The sequence below is a fragment of the Xanthomonas sp. NCPPB 1062 genome, assembly GCF_041481705.2.
GTDB lineage: Bacteria > Pseudomonadota > Gammaproteobacteria > Xanthomonadales > Xanthomonadaceae > Xanthomonas > Xanthomonas euvesicatoria.
Window position 1 is genome coordinate 1,383,696 of the sequence record NZ_CM192987.1, and the last position, 19,720, is coordinate 1,403,415.

Consider the following 19,720-nt stretch of genomic DNA (forward strand, 5'->3'; position numbering starts at 1 on the left):
CTTTCAGGAGTGTCTCATGACGTCACGCAAACCCTTTCTCGCCCTGGCCGTGCTGGCCGCGCTGTCCGCTGGCACCGCATTCGCCGCCACCGTGCCGGCTCCCGGCGATGCGCCGCGGCCTGCCAAGCTCGACAAGAACGGCGATGGCGTGATCGACCGCAGTGAAGCGGCTGCCGATCCGACGCTGGCCGCGCAGTTCGATACGTTGGACACCAACAAGGACGGCAAGCTGTCGCGCGACGAGCGCCCGCACCATCGTGGCCCGGGGCGCGGCGGACGTGGCGAATGGATGGCCAAGCTCGATACCAACAAGGACGGCCGTATCAGCCGCGAAGAAGCCAAGGCCGACCCCAAGTTCGCTGCGCGCTTCGACCAGATGGATCTCAACAAGGACGGCTTCGTCGACCGTGCCGACCGTGAGTTGCGCATGCAGCAGCATCGCGATGCGTGGTTCGCCAAGGCCGACACCGACAAGGACGGCAAGTTGAGCAAGGCCGAGTTCGATGCCGCGTCCAAGTGGCGTGGCGGGCACGGACCGGGTGGGATGGGCAGGCACGGCGACGATGGCAAGCCGGCACCGGCGAGCGCACCTGCGGCCAACCGTTGAGGCATCGCCGAGTGCGGCGCTCGCTGCGTATCGGCGAGTGCCGCTTGGGTGAGCGGTGAGTTCACCCCGCGATTTGCAGTACGTAACAAGGCGCCGATCGACCGCGCCCTTCCGCCTGGCGGGAGGGCGCTTGCGTTTGGGGCAGACGCTGAGCGCGGCTACAACGCTCAGTCGTGCTTCCAGGACGTGGGAACCGGATTGGAGACGGTGTTCTTCTCCAGCGTGTAGGTGCCGTTCTGCTGCGCGATCGCTTCGCCGGTGTCGACGATGGCGTTCTGGATAAAGACATTCTGCTTGTCGCCGCGCACGAAGGTCAGCTGATGGAACGCGGTCTTGTTGCCCCAGTCTTCCGAGGGCAGGGAAATGAACCGGATGGTGTAGCTCTGGTCGTCGAATGTTCCCTGCAGGACATAAACGCCGTAATGGTTTTCGCCCTGGGAAATGATCTTGTACATGCCGTTGCTGAAATAATAGATTTCCGCATCGGGGAAGGGCTTCTTGTCGTAGAGCTTGCGGTAGTGAAGCACCTGCTTGAAGGTGGGTGCTCCGAAACTCACCGATAGCGTCTTGCCATCGGGGGACTTGGTGAGTCCGTCCGCATGCGCGCTCATGCTGACCATCATCAGCAGACTGGTGAACAGGCTTGCCTTCACTTCATGACTCCGTGGTCTGGTTGAATCCTGCCTGCTTATAGCAGCGCGGGCGCTGCCCGATGACGGCGACAGTCGGATACGAACCCATCACTTCGGATCATGCGACGTTGCTTGCTACGGGCTCACCGCCGCACGCGCATCGCACTGAACCGGTTCTCATCGCCCATGCCACCAGGCTGCCATACGCAGGGTTGCTCCGTCTGCGATCACTTGGCCCGCACCGGCGTGTCATCGTCTCCAGCGGTGATATCCGGTCGGCTCAGAGCATTCCCAACTGCATGTAGTGCCGCACGACGGGCACAATGACAGCCGCAGTGCTCACCAGCATCGCGCCTGGACTGAACATGCAGCGGTATAACAGCGGTGCCCGGGTGACGCCGCGTCTGCGCGCATCGCGCTCGAGCATGGGGCGCATGACGCGTGGCAGGACGCGCAGGGATTGATAGTTGAGCACCGCCATGCCCGCGCACAGCGTCAGAACCGATGCCCACGCGCCCGTCTGCAGGTATTTCAGCACCAACGTGCTGCCGCACACCAGCACCGAGGTCAGCGTGGTGACGTGCACGAACCGACGGATCGCCGCTGCCTCGCTGGCGGTCTGTGCGAAGCGCAGCAGGTACCAGTACGTCCAGTAGGTGCCGATCCCGGCAACCAGCACCGCGCACGCAGCGAACAGGGCCGGCATGCCGAGCCAGAGGCTGAGTGCGCCCGCGGCGCCGCCCCCACCCAGCGCCGAGCCGCTCAACCCGCTCGCGCCCAGTTTTCCCGCGCCTCCGATGCCCGTCAGCACAACGGCCGCGCTAGCCTTGCCCGGCGCGCCCAACAGGCTGGCCGAGCTTACTGCGCTGGCGAACGCCACGCCGGGGGCGCTGCCGCGCGCGAATTCGCCGAACCGGCGCAGCAGCTCGCTGCGTACGCTGGCACGTGCGCGCGACAGGCGCTTGCGCACCGCTGCATCGCTGAGTCCAAGCAGCGAGGCAACCTGTTGCGAGCGCTGGCCTTCGCGGTAATACAACAGCAGCGTTTCGCGACTTTCTTCCGGCAGTGCAGAAATGATGTCGAGCGCCGCGATCTCTTCTTCCACCTGCAGCAACTGGTCGGCGGGCGAGGGCGCCGGGTCGGCTGCCATCGCGATGGCAAGCTCCGCCGCCCCACCACCGAGCGCACGATGGCGGTTGGTGCGCAGCCAGTCGCGTGCCAGGTTGCGGGTGATCTGCCGAAGCCAGGGCAGGAAGCTGGCCGGCTGATGCAGTTGCGCCAGCCGCTGCCAGGCACGCAGGAAGGCCTCCTGGGCAATGTCTTCGCTGGCCGCGAGATCGCGGGTGATCGCCAGCGCGATCGCAGTCACCGTGTTCTGGCAGGCAAGCACGATGCGTCCGTAAGCCTGCTGGCAGCCAGCCGCGGCGCTGGGCAGGTCGCGTTGCAACATCAGATTCAGCGTGTCGGCGTTCATCGGCGCAATCCATGTCCTGGTGCCAGCATGACGCAGGCCGGCAACGGATGTGACCGCGCCGACGAGCATGCCCGTCGGACCAGCGGATGGCCGCGCTGGCCAGCTGCGTTCAGCGGGTCGGCTGGATCCGTACGCGCACTTCGTCGTCTTCTGCTGCCGGTGGTGCGCCATCTGGCGTCGGCGTCCGTTGCGATGCCGGCTGGGCTGCTGGTGCCAGTTGCGTCGGCGCGCTGCGATGGCGCATCACCACCACCATCGCCACGGCGCCGATCACCAGCAGCAACACCAGGCGGATACGCCAGGCCCAGCTGCGCGCACTGGAGCTGGAGCCGTTTTCGCCTTCGCGGAAGGTGTATTCCACATTCGGCAGGTCGCGGCGGGTGGTGTCCAGCAGGCGGGCGTCGCGCAACAGCTCGCGTGCGCGCGGTTGGTCGTTGGCATGCACGATCCAGACGGTGGGCTGCGCCTGGGCGTTGCTCTGCTCCAGGTAGCTGAACTGGCCGCCGCGCTTGCTCTGATAAGAGCGACCGTTGCTGATGCGGATCTCGATTCCCGCATCGCGCAAGAGATTGGCCACGCCTTCGGCGGTTTCGATACGTTGACTGCTGAAGATCTTGCGCATGGTGGAAAACGCCGTTGGGTCCGGAACAGATGGCACCGTTGAGGCGCCAGTTCAAGATGAAACATCAAGGTGCGGGTGGTGTGGTCAGGTGATCGCATGCGCATGCGCATGCCCATGGCAGGCAAGCATGCCAGCTTGCGGCGTCTGCAGTGCGCGGGGCGCGTTGCTCGGCTGCCTTCGACCCGGCCAAGGGTGCGTGCTGGCATCAAGCAGCGTGCCTTACCGTCGCGGCGTGAGGTCTACTCCTTGGCCGGCACGGCAATCGCGCTGCCGTCAGGCACCACCCGGATCAGGCCTTCCTGCGTGGTGCTTGCCACCAGCACGCCGTCGCGGGTGAAAAACTGCCCGCGGGCCAGGCCGCGTGACCCTTGCGCGGTGGGGCTGTCGAGCGAGTACAGCAGCCAGTCGTCGGTACGGAATGGGCGATGGAACCACAGGGCATGATCGAGCGAGGCCATCTGCACGTTCGGCGTGTAATAGCTGATGCCGTGCGGAAATGTCGAGGTACCGAGCAACTGAAAATCCGACGCGTACGCAAGCAGCGCTTGATGCAGGCCCACATCGTCGCCGATGGGATCGTTCAGGCGCAGCCACATCTGCTGGAACGGCGGACGCTTGGGCGGCTTGAGTTCGTCGCGCGGAAAGACATGGCGAAATTCGAACGGGCCGCCGCGCGACAGCCAACGCTGCACCTTGGCCGGTAGCTTGGCCAACACTTCCGGTGCCAGCGGTGCGGCCGGTTCGATGTCTTCCGGTGGCGGCACCACCGGCATCGCCGACTGATGCTCGGCGCCATCTTCGCGCTCCTGAAACGAAGCTGCGCAGAAAAAGATCACCTTGCCATGCTGGATCGCGGTAACCCGGCGCACCGAGAAACTGCCGCCATCGCGGGTGCGGTCGACGTCGTAGACGATGGGGTGGTCGATATTGCCGGCACGCAGGAAATACGCATGCAGCGAATGCGCCTGGCGGCCGTTTTCGACCGTGGCCTGCGCTGCCGATAACGCCTGGCCCAGCACCTGCCCGCCGAACACGTATTTGGTGCCGATGTCGCGGCTCTGGCCACGGAACAGGTTGTCTTCCAGACGCTCCAGCGACAGCAGGCTGATCAGTTCGGAGACGACGGGTTCGGCGGTGGCGGACAAGGGGCTGGCCTGGGCATGCGACGGAACGCGAGTATACCGGCCCGCCCAATGGGCGCCGCGAGGCAGGGCTCAGGCCTTTTGCAGGCGCGCCACCAGGCCATGCAGCGCGGCCTGCGCATCCGGCGCGTACCAGCCATCGATGAAACGCTCCAGCTGGATCAACTCCGGCGCCAATGCCGCGCGCAGGTCGGCACGCGCAATCGCGCGCGTGGTCAACATCGGTTGGCGGGGGAGCTGCTGCAGCTCCTGCAGCCACGCCACCGCACGCGCGGTGACCAGCTCGCCATCGACCAGTTCGTCCACCAGCCCGATCGCCACCGCCTGTTCGGCCGGCAGCAGTTGCCCGGAGATCAGCAGGCGTTCGGCGCGGTGCCCGCCTACCACGCGGCGCAACAGGCGTTGAATCCCCTCTGGCGCAGCAAGGCCAACCTGCACCTCGTTGAGGCCGATCGTATAGGGTCTTGCGGTATCGGCACTGCGTGCCATCACCCGGTAGTCGCAGCACAGCGCTAGCACGCAGCCGCCGGCCGGCGCATGCCCGCCGATGGCCGCCACCACCGGCACGCGGCTGTTGGCCAGCGCCTGCGCCGCATCGAAGAACGCGGTCCAACTGGCCAGTAGCGCGGCGCGGTCGGTACCGTGCGCCAGCAGATGGGGGACATCCATGCCGCCGGAAAAAATCCGCTCGCTGCCCGACAGCACGATGCCATCGACTTCCTCGCCCGCCTGCTGGACCGCGACGCTCAACGCCTGGCACAACGCGCTGTCCAGCGCATTGACCGGCGGACGCGCCAGACGGATTTCGCGAAGACGGCCATGGTCTAAGATCTGGATGCTCATTCGGGGCTCCTGGAGGTCAGGTCATGATAGACGGCAGTCGAAGCAGGCGGGTTAGGTGTGCCGGCGTGGTGCTCGCGGCGTTGGCGCTGGTGGCAAGTGCGGGCGTGTCGGCGCAATGCCTGCCCGAATTCAAGAATGGCTGGATCCGCATCCCGCCGCCCGGTGGCATGGGCATGGCGGCCGGGTTCGGGCAATTTCATAACGGCTGTGCGCAGCCGCTGAAGATCACTGCTGCCAACAGCAGCGTGTTTGCCGATGTTTCCTTGCACGAAACCACCCAGGTCAATGGCGTCAGCCGCATGCGTGCGGTGCCCGAACTGGCATTGCCGGCCGGCAAATCGGTGCCGCTGGCGCCGGGCGGCCTGCACCTGATGTTGATGGACGCCACTGCGCCACTGCAGGAAGGCGCGCAGGTGCCGGTGAGCTTCACCCTGCAGGACGGCCGCCAAATCAAGGCCACCTTGGAAGCACGCAAGCGCGCGCCCGGGTCTTGAGTGTTTGATGGCTGTTGCGCACTTGCGCCAGCATTGAAATGAAAGCGGCGGCTCCATACGGAGCCGCCGCCGATCTTTCGCGCTGCAACCTCAGCGAATGGGCCGATAGGAATTCAGCTGCTGGCCGCGCGCACCGCATCCGGCAGCGCGGCGCTCTTGCCGGTCTGCGTATCGATCCACACCACCACCACGTTGCCATCGGAGTACAGCTTGCTGTCGTCCTTCTGGTCGAAGATGCGGTGGCCGATGGTCACGCTGCTGGTGCCCAGGCGTTCGACGAACAACTCGACGGTGATGTCGTTGGGCCAGATCAACGGCTGCTTGTAGTTGACATTGGTGGCGGCCACCACCGGCGCGATGCGGTCGGTCATCGCCACGCCTTGCACGCCCAGCATCCAGCGCACCCGCGCTTCTTCCAGATAGGAAATGTACTTGGCGTTGTTGACATGGCCCATGCTGTCCATGTCGCGCCAGCGCACGCTGATCGGAATGCGTGCCAGTACCTTGTGTTCGCTCATCAGCTTGCCTTCTTCTTCGCAGTCTTCTTGGTGGCGGATTTGGCGGCCTTGGCCACCTTCTCCGGTTTGACCTTGCGCGGCGGGCGCGCATCGGGCTTGTTGGCCATCGCCGCCGGACGCGTCTCGCGCGCCTTCACCGATGGCAGCATCTTGGCCAGGAACTGCCCGGTATAGGACGGCTTATGCGCGGCCACGTCTTCCGGCGTACCGGAAATCAGGATGGTGCCGCCGCGATGTCCACCTTCCGGGCCCAGGTCCACGATCCAGTCGGCGGTCTTGATCACGTCCAGATTGTGTTCGATCACCACCACCGTGTTGCCTTCGTCGCGCAGCTTGTGCAGCACGCCGAGCAACGCTTCGATATCGTGGAAGTGCAGGCCGGTGGTCGGCTCGTCCAGGATGTACAAGGTGCGCCCGGTATCGCGACGCGACAGTTCCTTGGATAGCTTGACGCGCTGCGCTTCACCGCCGGAGAGCGTGGTCGCGCTTTGGCCCAGCTTGATGTAGCTCAGACCCACATCGACCAGCGTTTCCAGCTTGCGCGCGATCGACGGCACCGGTTCGAACAGGCGCAGCGCATCTTCCACGGTCATCTGCAACACGTCGCTGATGTTGAAGCCCTTGTAGCGGATCTCCAGCGTTTCGCGGTTGTAGCGCTTGCCGTGGCAGACATCGCAGGGCACGTAGACATCGGGCAGGAAGTGCATTTCCACCTTGATCATGCCGTCGCCCTGGCAGGCCTCGCAGCGGCCGCCACGCACGTTGAAGCTGAAACGCCCCGGCGAGTAGCCGCGTGCACGCGCCTCCGGTACCTGCGCGAACAGCTCGCGCAACGGCGTGAACATGCCGGTGTAGGTCGCCGGATTGGAACGCGGCGTGCGCCCGATCGGCGACTGGTCGATATCCACCACCTTGTCGAACAGGTCCAGGTTTTCGACTTCGCGATGCGGCGCCACCGTGTGCGAGGCGCCATTGATCTCGTTGGCCGCCAGGGTGAACAAGGTATCGTTGATCAGCGTCGACTTGCCCGAGCCGGACACGCCGGTGATGCAGGTCAGCAGGCCGGCGGGAATATCCAGGTCGACATTCTTCAGGTTATTCCCGGTGGCGCCGCGCAGATGCAGCATCATCTTCGGGTTGGGCTTGTGGCGCTGCTTGGGAATCTCGATGCGGCGCTTGCCCGACAGGTATTGGCCGGTCAACGAGCGTGGCGATTTCAGGATGTCGTCCAGCGTGCCTTGCGCGCAGATTTCGCCGCCATGCACGCCGGCGCCGGGGCCGATGTCCAGCACGTGGTCGGCCAGGCGGATCGCATCTTCGTCATGCTCGACCACGATCACCGTGTTACCCAGGTCGCGCAGCCGCGTCAGCGTGCCGAGCAGGCGCTCGTTGTCGCGCTGGTGCAGGCCGATCGAGGGCTCGTCCAGCACGTACATCACCCCGACCAGGCCGGCACCGATCTGGCTGGCCAGGCGGATGCGCTGCGCCTCGCCACCGGACAAGGTGTCGGCCTTGCGCTCCAGGGTGAGGTAATCCAGGCCCACGTCGACCAGGAAGCCCAGCCGCTCGGCAATCTCCTTGACGATCTTGGCCGCGATCTCGCCACGCCAGCCCGGCAACGACAGGCCGCGGAAGAAATTCAACGCCTCGTTGACCGGCAGCACCACCAGCTCGGGCAGCGGGCGATCGGCCACGAACACGTTGCGCGCAGCGCGATTCAAGCGCGTGCCGTTGCACGCGGGGCAGGGCTGCTGGCTGACGTACTTGGTCAGTTCTTCGCGCACCGCTGGCGATTCGGTTTCGCGGTAACGGCGTTCCAGGTTCGGCAGGATGCCCTCGAAGCGGTGCTTGCGCGTGGTGCGCCCGCCCGCATCGGTGAAATAGGTGAAGCTGATCACCTCATCGCCGCTGCCGAACAGCACCGCCTGCCGCACCTTGGCCGGCAGCGTATTCCACACCGCGTCCACGTCGAACTTGTAGTGCTTGGCCAGCGAGGCAATCAGCTGGAAATAATAGGCGTTGCGCCGGTCCCAGCCGCGCACCGCGCCGGCCGAAAGCGACAGCTCCGGATGCACCACCACACGATCGGGGTCGAAGAATTCGGCCACGCCCAAGCCATCGCAGCTGGGGCAGGCGCCCACCGGTGCGTTGAACGAAAACAGACGCGGTTCCAGCTCCGGCAGCGAGTAGTCGCACACCGGGCAGCTGTACTTGGACGAGAACAGGTGCGGCGCGGCCGCCGGGTCGTCCAGCGACTGCACCGCCACCATGCCTTCGCCGAGCTTGAGCGCGGTCTCGAAACTTTCCGCAAGACGCTGCTTGATGTCCTCGCGCGGACGGAAGCGGTCGATCACTGCCTCGATGGTGTGCTTCTGGCGCAGCGCCAACGGCGGCACCGCATCGATTTCATAGAGCTCGCCGTCCACGCGCACGCGCACGAAGCCCTGCGCACGCAGTTGCTCGAACACCTGCGCATGCTCGCCCTTGCGGTCGCGGATCACCGGGGCCAGCAACATGTAGCGCTGCTCCTGATCCTGGGTGAGCATGTGGTCGACCATCTGGCTGACGGTCTGCGCTTCCAGCGGGAAGCCGTGGTCCGGGCAACGCGGCTGGCCCACGCGCGCGTACAGCAGGCGCAGGTAGTCGTAGATCTCGGTGATCGTGCCGACGGTGGAGCGCGGGTTGTGCGAGGTGGATTTCTGTTCGATCGAAATCGCCGGCGACAAGCCTTCGATGTGGTCCAGGTCCGGCTTTTCCATCACGCTGAGGAACTGGCGCGCATACGCCGACAGCGACTCGACGTAGCGGCGCTGGCCTTCTGCGTAAATGGTGTCGAACGCCAGCGACGACTTGCCCGAGCCGGACAGGCCGGTAATCACGATCAACTTGTCGCGGGGCAGGTCGAGGTCGATGTTCTTGAGGTTGTGCGTCCGCGCGCCGCGGATGCGGATGAAATCCATCGCCATGGGGGATCCGATGTCGGGCCGGCGAACCGGCAGTGGTGCGAGCGTGCTCAGCAGGAATGAGTGGCAGTCGATCAGCCTACCCGCCGACCTAGGTGAGGGCAATTGCCCCAAATGCCAGTCTGCCGGGGCCGTTGTGGCGGCCGGATGATGCGTTCTACCAGCCCAATGCGGGCCAGTCGCGGCCAGGTCGCTTGCGACTTGACCCGAAACCGGCTAGGCCAGTACAATTCCGCTCCTGTCTGCCCCATGGGTAAGTCAGGCGACCATAATAACTACAGAGGAACACCTGGTCATGTACGCAGTTCTGGTAACCGGCGGTAAGCAATACCGCGTCGCGCAGGGCGAAACGCTCCGCGTGGAAAAGCTCGAAGTCGAAGCTGGCAACGAGATCAAGTTCGACACCATCCTGATGCTGGGCGATAGCGATGGCATCAAGCTGGGCGATGCGCTGAAGGGCGCCTCGGTCACCGCCAAGGTCGTGGCCCACGGCCGCGCCGACAAGGTGCGCATCATCAAGTTCCGCCGCCGCAAGCACCACATGAAGCGTCAGGGACACCGTCAGCACTACACCGAAATCGAGATCACCGGCATTGCCGGTGGCGACAAGAAGTAAGGAGAACCAGTCATGGCACATAAAAAGGGCGTAGGTTCCTCGCGCAACGGTCGCGATTCGAATCCGAAGTACCTCGGCGTGAAGATCTTCGGTGGCCAGGCCATCGACGCCGGCAACATCATCGTGCGTCAGCGCGGCACCCAGTTCCATCCGGGCGCCGGCGTCGGCCTGGGTCGTGACCACACGCTGTTTGCGCTGGTCGACGGCAAGGTGGAGTTTTCCACCAAGGGTCCGAAGAAGCGTCGTACCGTCAGCGTGGTTGCCGAGGCGTAATCGCCCGCTCCATGCAGGCCAGTCCATGAGGCGGTAATGCCTTACGGGCAAGACGGAAAGCCCCGCTTTTGCGGGGTTTTTCGTTTGAAGGCCGGGAATTGGGAATGGGGAGTAGGGAATCGGAAAAGCGATTCTGCACCCCGACCGGATTCCACGGCTGTGCTGGCAAGCATTCTTGCTGGCAGGAGGCGGCCACTCGCTGTGCCAATTCCCGATTCCCCATTCTCCATTCCCGGTTGTCATCCCATGAAGTTAGTCGACGAAGCAGAAATCCTGGTCACCGCCGGTAATGGCGGCAACGGCTGTGTCGGCTTTCGCCGCGAGAAGTTCATTCCGCTGGGTGGGCCCGATGGCGGCGATGGCGGTGCGGGCGGTAGCGTCTGGATCGTGGCCGACGAGAACGTCAACACGCTGGTCGATTTCCGCCATGAGCGCACCTTCAAGGCGCAGCGCGGCGAGAACGGCATGGGCCGCCAGGCCTACGGCAAGGGCGGCGAAGACCGCATCATCGTGGTGCCGGTCGGTACCGTGGTGATCAATGTGCAGACCGACGAAGTGATCGGCGACCTGACCCGGCACGGCGACCGCTTGCTGGTCGCCAAGGGCGGCAAGGGCGGCCTGGGCAACATGCATTTCAAGAGCTCGGTCAACCGTGCGCCACGCCAGGCCACCACCGGTGAGGAGGGCGAGGAGCGTTTGCTCAAGCTGGAACTGAAGCTGCTGGCCGACGTTGGCCTGCTGGGTTTCCCCAATGCCGGCAAGAGCACCCTGATCCGCGCAGTGTCCTCGGCCACGCCGAAGGTGGCCGACTACCCGTTCACGACCCTGTACCCGAATCTGGGCGTGGTCAGTGTCGAGGCGTACCGCAGTTTCGTCATTGCCGACGTTCCGGGCCTGATCGAAGGTGCTGCCGACGGTGCCGGTCTGGGCACGCAGTTCCTGCGCCATCTGCAGCGCACCCGCCTGCTGCTGCATCTGGTGGATATTTCGCCTGCGCTGGGCGTGTATGGCGAGGGTGGTGTGGACGGCGTATCGCCGGCCGATCAGGTGCGCACCATCGAACGCGAACTGGAACGACACGATCCCGAGTTGCTCAAGAAGCCGCGCTGGCTGGTGCTCAACAAGGCCGACCTGATGTTCGAAGACGAGGCGCGTGCCGCCGCAGAGAGCATCGTGGCCGAGTTGGGCTGGACGGCGCCGTGGTACCTGGTGTCCGCTCTCGGGCGTGACGGCACGTTCCCGATCATGAAGGACGTGATGGCGTTCTTCGACCGCCAGCGCGAAGACGAGCTCGATGCACGCAATGCAGGCTGAGTGCAGGCGCAGGCACACAAAAAACCCGGCCAAGGCCGGGTTTTTCTGTATTGCCGGAAGCCAGGCTCCCGGCAATGCGCAAACCGATCGCTTATGCGGCCTTGATGGCCTTGATGCGCGCGGTCAGGCGGCTCTTGTGACGTGCAGCCTTGTTCTTGTGAATCAGGCCACGGGCGCTGAAACGGTCGAGGATGGGCTGGGCAACGGCGAAAGCAGCTTCGGCGCCTGCAGCATCGTTGGCGTCAAGGGCCTTGATCACCTTCTTGACGGCGGTGCGCAGCATCGAGCGCTGACCGGTGTTGCGCTCATTGCGCACAATGGTCTGCTTGGCGCGCTTCTTGGCGGACTTGATATTGGCCACGGTGGTGGGTTCCTGAAAAATCGGTATGGTGGAAAAAGCAAGCGCGAAAGTATGATGGACCCGGATATGTACGTCAAGTCAGTTGTCAAGAGGGATGCAGAGTGAGCAAGCCCGGCATGTTGAGAGGCCTGCTCTCATTCAGCAGTATGACCATGATCTCGCGGGTGCTGGGCCTGATCCGCGATCAGGCGATTTCCACCACCTTCGGCGCCAATGCGGTGACCGACGCGTTCTGGGTGGCCTTCCGCATTCCCAATTTCCTGCGCCGGCTGTTCGCCGAAGGCTCGTTCGCCACTGCGTTCGTGCCGGTGTTCACCGAGGTCAAGGAGACCCGCCCGCATGCCGACCTGCGCGAGCTGATGGCGCGCGTGTCCGGCACCTTAGGCGGGATGTTGCTGCTGATCACCGCACTGGGGCTGATCTTCACCCCGCAACTGGCCGCGGTGTTTTCCGATGGCGCGGCCACCGATCCTGAAAAATACGGTTTGTTGGTCGATCTGTTGCGGCTGACCTTTCCGTTCCTGCTGTTCGTCTCGTTGACGGCGCTGGCCGGCGGCGCGCTCAACAGCTTCCAGCGCTTTGCCATTCCGGCGCTGACGCCGGTCATCCTCAATCTGTGCATGATTGCCGGCGCGCTGTGGTTGGCGCCGCGGTTGGAGGTCCCGATCCTGGCGCTGGGCTGGGCGGTCCTGGTGGCCGGTGCGTTGCAGTTGCTGTTCCAGTTGCCGGCGCTGAAGGGTATCGACCTGCTGACGCTGCCGCGCTGGGGCTGGAATCACCCGGATGTGCGCAAGGTGCTGACCTTGATGATCCCGACCTTGTTCGGCTCGTCGATTGCGCAGATCAACCTGATGCTGGATACGGTGATCGCCGCGCGCCTGGCCGATGGGTCGCAGTCGTGGTTGTCGCTGGCTGACCGGTTCCTGGAACTGCCGCTGGGTGTGTTCGGTGTGGCGCTGGGCACGGTGATCCTGCCGGCGCTGGCCCGCCATCACGTCAAGACCGACCGCAGCGCTTTCTCCGGCGCGCTGGACTGGGGATTTCGCACCACCTTGCTGATCGCGATGCCGGCCATGCTCGGCCTGCTGCTGCTGGCCGAACCGTTGGTGGCGACGTTGTTCCAGTACCGCCAGTTCACCGCGTTCGACACCCGCATGACGGCGATGTCGGTCTACGGTCTGAGCTTCGGTTTGCCGGCCTACGCCATGCTGAAGGTGCTGCTGCCGGCCTTCTACGCGCGCCAGGACACCCGCACGCCCGTGCGTGCGGGCGTGGCGGCGCTGATCGCCAACATGGTGTTCAACTTCGCATTGCTGGCGGTCGTGTACCAGATCATGGTGCCGCCCGAACTCAAGGCGCAGGGTGTGATGCAGGCGCTGGGCAAGCAGCCGGGCCTGCATCTGGCGTTGGGTATCGCCAGTGCGTTGTCGAGTTATCTCAATCTGGGATTGCTGTGGTATTGGCTGGGCAAGTCCGGCGTGTACCAGCGCCGCCCGGGCTGGGGGGGCTATACGCTGCGGCTGCTGCTGGCGTGCGCGGCGATGGCGGCAGTGCTGTTGAGCCTGCTGTGGTGGCTGCCGTCGTTTACGCAGATGGACAAATGGAGCCGCATCGGCTGGCTGGCGGTGCTGGTGGGCAGTGGCGGGGCGACGTATCTGGTCGCGCAGTTGGCGCTGGGGCTGCGGCCGCGGCATCTGCGCGAAGGCTGAGGCAACTGCCGAACGCGTGCGCTGCCGGCCGCCCGCACTGTCCAGAGATCGCGCATCCCGCGCACCGCAGGCGGGGGCGCGCTGCCACGCCAAGGTGCCCATACGGCTTGACAGGCACGGCTATACTTGCAGGTTATGTATCAACGAGGGTCGGCCGGCGGGCCGGCATCTGTTTGGATCGAGGAATGAGCAGGCTGTTTAGAGACGTCGAAGGCGGGACGCTGTTCCCGCGCGGAAGCGTGGTCTGCATCGGTGCCTTCGATGGCCTGCATCTGGGGCATCGGACGCTGGTGCAACACGCCGTGGCGCGTGCCCGCGCACTCGGTGTGCCGGCAGTGGCGGTGAGCTTCGAGCCGCTACCGCGTGAATTCTTCGCACCCGCCGCGCCGCCGCCGCGTCTGACCCTGGCGCGCGCCAAGATCGAAGGCTTGTACGGGTTCGGCGCCGACAGCGTGGGCATGATCCGTTTCGACGGTCGCCTGTCCAAGATGCGTGCGGAAGATTTTGTGCGGCTGGCGCTGGTTGGCCGGCTGCACGCGCGCGAAGTCTGGATTGGCCCGGAATTCCGTTTCGGCCATCGACGCAGCGGCGACATCGGCCTGTTGCGTACGCTTGGCGAGCAGCATGGGTTTGTGGCGGGTGAGATTGCGCCGGTGCATCTGCATGGGGAGCGGATTTCGGCGACGCGGATTCGCGAACTGCTCGGCGCCGGCGAATTTGCCCACGCTGGCGACTTGCTCGGTCGCCCGTACGCCATCGGTGGCCGGGTCGTGCGCGGCAAGCAGCTTGGTCGGACCTTGGGCTATCCCACCGCCAACCTGCGCTTTCCGCGCACGCCGGCGTTGTCGGGGATCTATGCGACCTGGGTGCACGGCGTGGCCGAACGGCCGTGGCCGTCGGTGTCGAGCTTCGGCACGCGCCCCACGGTAGCGGGCGTGGAGCCGCTGCTGGAAGCGCACTTGTTCGATTTCCAATGCGATCTGTATGGCCGGCACATTGCCGTGGAATTCGTCGCCAAGCTGCGCGACGAAGAAAAATTCGATGGCCTGGAGGCGCTGACCGTGCAGATGCACCGCGATGCCGAGCAGGCACGTGAGGTGCTGGCGGCGCAGATGCATGCTGAGCAACAACCCTCGAGTACGGCCAGTCCCTTGCAAGAGCCCGAAGATAATGCGAGTCCCTCGCAAGAGCCCGCACATCCATGTGCGGACTTCTCAAGCAATCCAGCGCAACGGTAGATTCCTGTGACCCAAGACTACAAAGCCACTCTTCATCTGCCTGCGACGGAATTTCCGATGCGCGGCGACCTGCCCAAGCGCGAGCCGGCGATGCTGGAGCGCTGGGAGCGCGAGGGCTTCTACGCGCAGCTGCGTGCCAATGCCGCCGGCCGCCCGTTGTTCGTGCTGCACGACGGCCCGCCGTATGCCAATGGCCAGATCCATCTGGGCCATGCGGTCAACAAGATCCTCAAGGACATCATCGTCAAGTCGAAGTATCTGGCCGGCTTCGACGCGCCGTACATCCCGGGCTGGGATTGCCACGGCCTGCCGATCGAGATCGCGATCGAAAAGAAATACGGCAAGGTCGGCGTCAAGCTCGATGCGGCCCAATTCCGGCAGAAATGCCGCGAGTACGCCACCGAGCAGATCGATCTGCAGCGACGCGATTTCAAGCGCCTGGGCGTGATCGGCGATTGGGACAACCCGTACAAGACGCTGGATTTCCGCTTCGAAGCCAACGAAATCCGCGCGCTGGCCAAGGTGGTCGACAACGGCCATCTGACCCGCGGCGTCAAGCCGGTGCACTGGTGCTTCGATTGCGGTTCGGCGCTGGCCGAGGCCGAGATCGAATACGCCGACAAGGTGTCGCCGACGGTGGATATCGCCTATCCGGCGCGCGATCCAGGTGCAGTGGCTGCCGCATTCGGCGCGCGCCTGCCGGCGGGCGTGGGCGTGGCGGTGCCGATCTGGACCACCACGCCGTGGACGCTGCCGGCGTCGCTGGCGGTGAGCCTGGGCGCGGAGCTGGACTATGTGCTGGTGGAAGGCCCGGCCGATCGCGGCCAGCCGCGCTGGCTGGTGATCGCCGAAGCGTTGGCTGCCAAGGCGCTGGCGCGCTACGGCGTGGATGCGGTCGTGGTGCACGGCCACGCCAAGGGCGCCGCGCTGGAGCAGATGCTGCTGAACCACCCGTTCTATGCCGAACGCGAGATCCCTCTGCTGCTGGGCGATCACGTGTCAGCCGAGGACGGTACCGGCGCCGTGCACACCGCACCGGGTCACGGCCAGGAGGACTATCAGGTCTCCAAGCACTACGGTCTGCTGGAGCGCTATGGCGCCGCGCAGATCAATCCGGTGGACGGGCGCGGTGTGTATCTGCCGTCGACGCCGCCGCTGGGCGATACCGCGCTGGCCGGCCTGCATATCTGGAAGGCCAACGACGTCATCATCGACGCGCTGCGCGGCACCGGTGTGCTGCTGGCGGCCAGCAAGATGGAGCACAGCTATCCGCATTGCTGGCGGCACAAGACGCCGATTGCGTTTCGCGCCACGCCGCAGTGGTTCATCTCGATGGAGCAGGCCAATCTGCGCGCCGATGCGCTGAAAGCCATCGAAAACGTGCATTGGTATCCGTCCTGGGGCCAGGCGCGCATCGCCGGCATGGTCGACGGGCGCCCGGACTGGACCATTTCGCGGCAGCGCACCTGGGGCGTGCCGATCGCCTTGTTCGTGCATCGCGAAACCGGCGAACCGCATCCGCGCAGCACCGAGTTGCTGCGCCAGGTGGCCGACCGCGTGGAGCAGGGCGGTGTGGATGTCTGGTACACGCTGGACGCGTCCGAGCTGCTGGGTAGCGAGGCGGCCGACTACGAGAAGATCACCGACATCCTGGATGTGTGGTTCGACTCCGGCGTGACGCACGAAGCGGTGCTTCCGGATCGTGGCCTGCCCAAGCCGGCCGACCTGTATCTGGAGGGCTCCGACCAGCACCGCGGTTGGTTCCAGTCCTCGCTGCTGAGCGGCGTGGCGATGGACAAGGCCGCGCCGTACAAACAGTGCCTCACCCACGGCTTCACCGTGGACGAGCACGGCCGCAAGATGTCCAAATCGCTGGGCAACGGCATCGAACCGCAGGACATCATGAAGACGCTGGGCGCGGACATCCTGCGCCTGTGGATCGCTTCTGCCGACTACAGCAACGAAATGTCGCTGTCGCAGGAGATCCTCAAGCGCAACGCCGATGCCTACCGCCGGCTGCGCAACACCGCGCGCTTCCTGCTCGGCAACCTGCATGGTTTCGATCCGCTGCAGCACCTGGTGGCGCTGGACCAGATGGTGCTGCTGGACCGCTGGATCGTGCATCGTGCCCACGAGCTGCAGGAAAAGATCGTGGCCGCCTACGCGCGCTACGACTTCGCCGAGATCGTGCAGGCGCTGCTGAATTTCTGCAGCGTGGACCTGGGCTCGCTGTACCTGGACGTCACCAAGGACCGCCTGTACACGATGGCCGAAGACGCACGCGGCCGCCGTTCGGCGCAGAGCGCGATGTACCACGTGGCCGAGGCGTTCGTGCGCTGGATCGCGCCGGTGTTGAGCTTCACCGCCGAGGAACTGTGGGGCTACCTGCCGGGCCAGCATGTCGACAACGTGCTGTTCGCCACCTGGTACGACGGCCTTGCGCCGTTGCCGGCCGATGCTGCATTGACCGGTGCGGATTTCGACAAGTTGCTGGTCCTGCGCGAGCAGGTGGCCAAGGTGCTGGAGCCGATGCGTGCCAATGGCGCGATCGGTGCGGCGCTGGAAGCGGAGATCACCGTGGCCGCCGATGCGCAGACCGCTGCGCGCTGGCAGCCGCTGGCCGAGGAACTGCGCTTTTTGTTCATCAGTGGCGATGTCACCGTGACCGCAGCCAGCACCGACGACATCTTCGTCAGTGCGCAGCCCACCACCAAGGCCAAGTGCGTGCGCTGCTGGCACCACCAGGCCAGCGTGGGCAGCGACCCGCGTCACCCGGAACTGTGCAGCCGTTGCGTCAGCAATATCGAAGGTCCGGGCGAGCAGCGTCGCTGGTTCTGACGCCGCCGCCGTCACTGTCTCCCACCCAGGCGTCTTCTCCGGCATCGGAGCAGCGGCCACCAACTGCGATCCTTCGACATGAGTCAACGCCCCAATCCCTCCGCCCTGATCTGGCTGCTGCTCTCTGTGCTGGTGGTCGGCCTGGACCAGTGGAGCAAGGCCTGGGTGCTGTCCAGCCTGCCCGAGTACACCCCGGTGCCGGTGATCGACGGCTTCTGGAACTGGTACCGCACCTACAACACCGGCGCGGCCTTCAGCTTTCTGAGCGATGCCGGCGGCTGGCAGCTATGGTTCTTCACTGCATTGGCGGTGGGCATCAGCGGCCTGCTGGCGTTCTGGCTCTCGCGCACCGCGCGTGGGCAGTGGCGCAGCGCGCTGCCGTATGCGCTGGTGATCGGCGGGGCGATCGGCAATGTGATCGACCGGCTGATGCACGGCCACGTGGTGGATTTCATCCAGTGGTACATCGGCAGCCATACCTGGCCGTCGTTCAATATCGCCGACTCGGCGATCGTGGGCGGCGCGATCGGAATTGCCGTGTTCGGCTTGTTCGACAAATCCGGCAAGCAGGAGCCGGGAACCGGGAATCTGCGCTGAAGCCTGCCTGCAGGCGCATGCCGCCCGGTCCGACCCCGCATCCCTCATTCCCGTAGAATGCCCGCCATGGATGTCCTGCTCGCCAATCCCCGTGGTTTTTGTGCCGGTGTCGACCGTGCGATCGAGATCGTCAAGCGTGCGATCGAGACGCTGGGCGCGCCGATCTATGTGCGGCACGAGGTCGTGCACAACCGCTTCGTGGTCGATGACCTCAAGCAGCGCGGCGCGATCTTCGTCGAAGAACTCGACGAGGTGCCCGACGACGCCACCGTGATCTTCAGCGCGCACGGCGTCTCGCAGGCGGTGCGTCAGGAGGCCGAGCGGCGTGGGCTGAAGGTGTTCGACGCCACCTGCCCGCTGGTGACCAAGGTGCATTTCGAGGTGGCGCGGCACTGCCGGGCCGGCCGCGACGTGGTGCTGATCGGCCACGCCGGGCACCCGGAAGTGGAAGGCACGATGGGGCAGTGGAGCCGCGAGCGCGGAGCGGGCACGATCTACCTGGTGGAAGACATCGAACAGGTCGCCACGCTCGATGTCCGCCAACCCGATAACCTTGCCTACACCACCCAGACCACGCTGTCGGTGGACGACACCATGGGCATCATCGAAGCCCTGCGGGCCCGGTATCCGGCCATGCAGGGGCCGCGCCACGACGACATCTGCTACGCCACCCAGAACCGCCAGGACGCGGTCCGCGATCTGGCGCGCCAGTGTGATCTGGTGCTGGTGGTCGGTTCGCCCAACAGCTCCAATTCCAACCGGCTGAGCGAACTGGCCCGGCGCGACGGGGTGGAGTCCTACCTGATCGACAACGCCAGCGAGATCGACCCGGCCTGGATCGTTGGCAAGCAGCATATCGGCCTGACCGCCGGCGCCTCTGCGCCGCAGGTGCTGGTCGATGGCGTGCTGGCGCGCTTGCGCGAACTGGGTGCGGCCGGCGTCTCCGAACTGGAAGGCGAGCCGGAATCGATGGTCTTCGCGCTTCCCAAGGAGCTGCGCTTGCGTCTGGTCAGCTGACGCGATTGCTTGCTGCATGACGGTGCAGGCGCGACGCGGTGCCTGCAGCGATTGACCCGGGGGCGGCTGCGCTCCTACAATTCACGGCTCGCCGGAATAGCTCAGTTGGTAGAGCGGCGCATTCGTAATGCGTAGGTCGTAGGTTCGATTCCTATTTCCGGCACCACGCTTCAAGACTGGGTCGGCCTGTGCCGGCCCAGTTGCGTTTTGAGGCGTCGAGTGCCGCGTTTCACGCATTGCCCGCGCGTGTTGCAGCCGCGCAGGCGTTTCCCGTTCGGCGGCCGCAACGGCGCAATTCTTGCGTCGCGCTGCGCTGCGACAACATGTCGCACAAATTGGCGCGCTTTTATTGCGTCAGATCATTGCCAATGGGTTTCGTGCAGGTGCAGCAAAGACTAAAATTAGCGCGCTAACCCGTGTCTTCGGTCTGCGCAGTTCATCTCCTCCAGGAAGACAGCTGCG

18 protein-coding genes and 1 tRNA gene are annotated in these 19,720 nt (G+C 65.1%); 11 read left to right on the top strand and 8 right to left on the bottom strand.

All coding sequences use genetic code 11. The features are described 5' to 3' along the window. The first annotated feature begins 16 nt into the window (after positions 1-16). A complete protein-coding gene (locus tag ACCQ16_RS06065; protein WP_011346743.1) occupies positions 17-607 on the top strand; it encodes an EF-hand domain-containing protein in 591 nt (196 codons plus the stop codon). Positions 608-774: 167 nt separating this feature from the next. On the opposite strand, the gene ACCQ16_RS06070 is transcribed toward ACCQ16_RS06065, so the two are convergent. The 5 genes from ACCQ16_RS06070 to ACCQ16_RS06090 form a co-directional block, all read right to left on the bottom strand. Continuing rightward, entirely contained in the window at positions 775-1,260 is a 486-nt protein-coding gene (locus tag ACCQ16_RS06070) for a hypothetical protein (protein ID WP_008574722.1), read from the bottom strand. 259 nt (positions 1,261-1,519) lie between these two features. After that, positions 1,520-2,713: an RNA polymerase sigma factor gene (locus ACCQ16_RS06075; RefSeq protein WP_218501755.1), complete on the bottom strand. Its 1,194-nt coding sequence runs from the start codon at positions 2,711-2,713 to the stop codon at positions 1,520-1,522. A 109-nt stretch (positions 2,714-2,822) separates the two neighbouring features. Then, positions 2,823-3,335: a putative signal transducing protein gene (locus tag ACCQ16_RS06080; RefSeq protein WP_014089633.1), complete on the bottom strand. Its 513-nt coding sequence runs from the start codon at positions 3,333-3,335 to the stop codon at positions 2,823-2,825. Positions 3,336-3,574: 239 nt separating this feature from the next. Then, the gene (gene tesB, locus ACCQ16_RS06085; RefSeq protein WP_029818913.1) at positions 3,575-4,480 is read right to left on the bottom strand and encodes an acyl-CoA thioesterase II; all 906 of its coding nucleotides are present in this window, start codon (positions 4,478-4,480) and stop codon (positions 3,575-3,577) included. A 69-nt stretch (positions 4,481-4,549) separates the two neighbouring features. Further along, positions 4,550-5,320 (bottom strand): enoyl-CoA hydratase/isomerase family protein, encoded by a 771-nt coding sequence (locus ACCQ16_RS06090; RefSeq protein WP_029818914.1) that lies wholly within the window; start codon positions 5,318-5,320, stop codon positions 4,550-4,552. Positions 5,321-5,385: 65 nt separating this feature from the next. On the opposite strand from ACCQ16_RS06090, the gene ACCQ16_RS06095 reads away from it, so the two are divergent. Beyond that, positions 5,386-5,814: a copper chaperone PCu(A)C gene (locus ACCQ16_RS06095; protein ID WP_014089634.1), complete on the top strand. Its 429-nt coding sequence runs from the start codon at positions 5,386-5,388 to the stop codon at positions 5,812-5,814. A 113-nt stretch (positions 5,815-5,927) separates the two neighbouring features. On the opposite strand, the gene ACCQ16_RS06100 is transcribed toward ACCQ16_RS06095, so the two are convergent. Further along, positions 5,928-6,332: an acyl-CoA thioesterase gene (locus ACCQ16_RS06100; RefSeq protein WP_007967522.1), complete on the bottom strand. Its 405-nt coding sequence runs from the start codon at positions 6,330-6,332 to the stop codon at positions 5,928-5,930. Next, positions 6,332-9,298 carry an excinuclease ABC subunit UvrA gene (gene uvrA / locus ACCQ16_RS06105; RefSeq protein ID WP_029818918.1) on the bottom strand — a complete coding sequence of 989 codons (2,967 nt, stop codon included), beginning with the start codon at positions 9,296-9,298 and terminating at the stop codon, positions 6,332-6,334. The genes ACCQ16_RS06100 and uvrA overlap by 1 nt, the downstream gene beginning before the upstream one ends. A 292-nt stretch (positions 9,299-9,590) precedes the next feature. Here uvrA and rplU point away from each other — a divergent pair, with 292 nt between their 5' ends. The 3 genes from rplU to obgE all read left to right on the top strand — a co-directional run bounded on the left by rplU (position 9,591) and on the right by obgE (position 11,498). Next, complete coding sequence (gene rplU, locus ACCQ16_RS06110) at positions 9,591-9,911, top strand: 50S ribosomal protein L21 (RefSeq protein WP_003484328.1); 321 nt, start codon at positions 9,591-9,593, stop codon at positions 9,909-9,911. Positions 9,912-9,923: 12 nt separating this feature from the next. Further along, entirely contained in the window at positions 9,924-10,184 is a 261-nt protein-coding gene (gene rpmA, locus ACCQ16_RS06115) for a 50S ribosomal protein L27 (protein ID WP_003484326.1), read from the top strand. A 246-nt stretch (positions 10,185-10,430) separates the two neighbouring features. Next, the gene (gene obgE, locus ACCQ16_RS06120; RefSeq protein ID WP_011346750.1) at positions 10,431-11,498 is read left to right on the top strand and encodes a GTPase ObgE; all 1,068 of its coding nucleotides are present in this window, start codon (positions 10,431-10,433) and stop codon (positions 11,496-11,498) included. A gap of 91 nt (positions 11,499-11,589) precedes the next feature. Here obgE and rpsT read toward each other — a convergent pair whose 3' ends face one another. Next, a complete protein-coding gene (rpsT, locus tag ACCQ16_RS06125; protein ID WP_003484323.1) occupies positions 11,590-11,859 on the bottom strand; it encodes a 30S ribosomal protein S20 in 270 nt (89 codons plus the stop codon). 116 nt (positions 11,860-11,975) lie between these two features. On the opposite strand from rpsT, the gene murJ reads away from it, so the two are divergent. From murJ to ACCQ16_RS06155, 6 genes are all read left to right on the top strand, one after another. Continuing rightward, entirely contained in the window at positions 11,976-13,568 is a 1,593-nt protein-coding gene (gene murJ, locus ACCQ16_RS06130) for a murein biosynthesis integral membrane protein MurJ (RefSeq protein WP_029818920.1), read from the top strand. A gap of 185 nt (positions 13,569-13,753) precedes the next feature. Then, entirely contained in the window at positions 13,754-14,806 is a 1,053-nt protein-coding gene (locus ACCQ16_RS06135; RefSeq protein WP_277572836.1) for a bifunctional riboflavin kinase/FAD synthetase, read from the top strand. Between the two features lie 6 nt (positions 14,807-14,812). Further along, positions 14,813-17,644, top strand: coding sequence for an isoleucine--tRNA ligase (ileS, locus tag ACCQ16_RS06140; protein ID WP_277572837.1), 2,832 nt, complete (start codon positions 14,813-14,815; stop codon positions 17,642-17,644). A 78-nt stretch (positions 17,645-17,722) separates the two neighbouring features. After that, on the top strand, positions 17,723-18,241 hold the full coding sequence (lspA, locus tag ACCQ16_RS06145) for a signal peptidase II (RefSeq protein WP_008577115.1): 519 nt from the start codon (positions 17,723-17,725) through the stop codon (positions 18,239-18,241). A gap of 66 nt (positions 18,242-18,307) precedes the next feature. After that, on the top strand, positions 18,308-19,258 hold the full coding sequence (gene ispH / locus ACCQ16_RS06150) for a 4-hydroxy-3-methylbut-2-enyl diphosphate reductase (protein WP_014089639.1): 951 nt from the start codon (positions 18,308-18,310) through the stop codon (positions 19,256-19,258). Between the two features lie 90 nt (positions 19,259-19,348). Further along, positions 19,349-19,424 (top strand) — tRNA-Thr (locus ACCQ16_RS06155). Positions 19,425-19,720 lie beyond the last annotated feature (296 nt).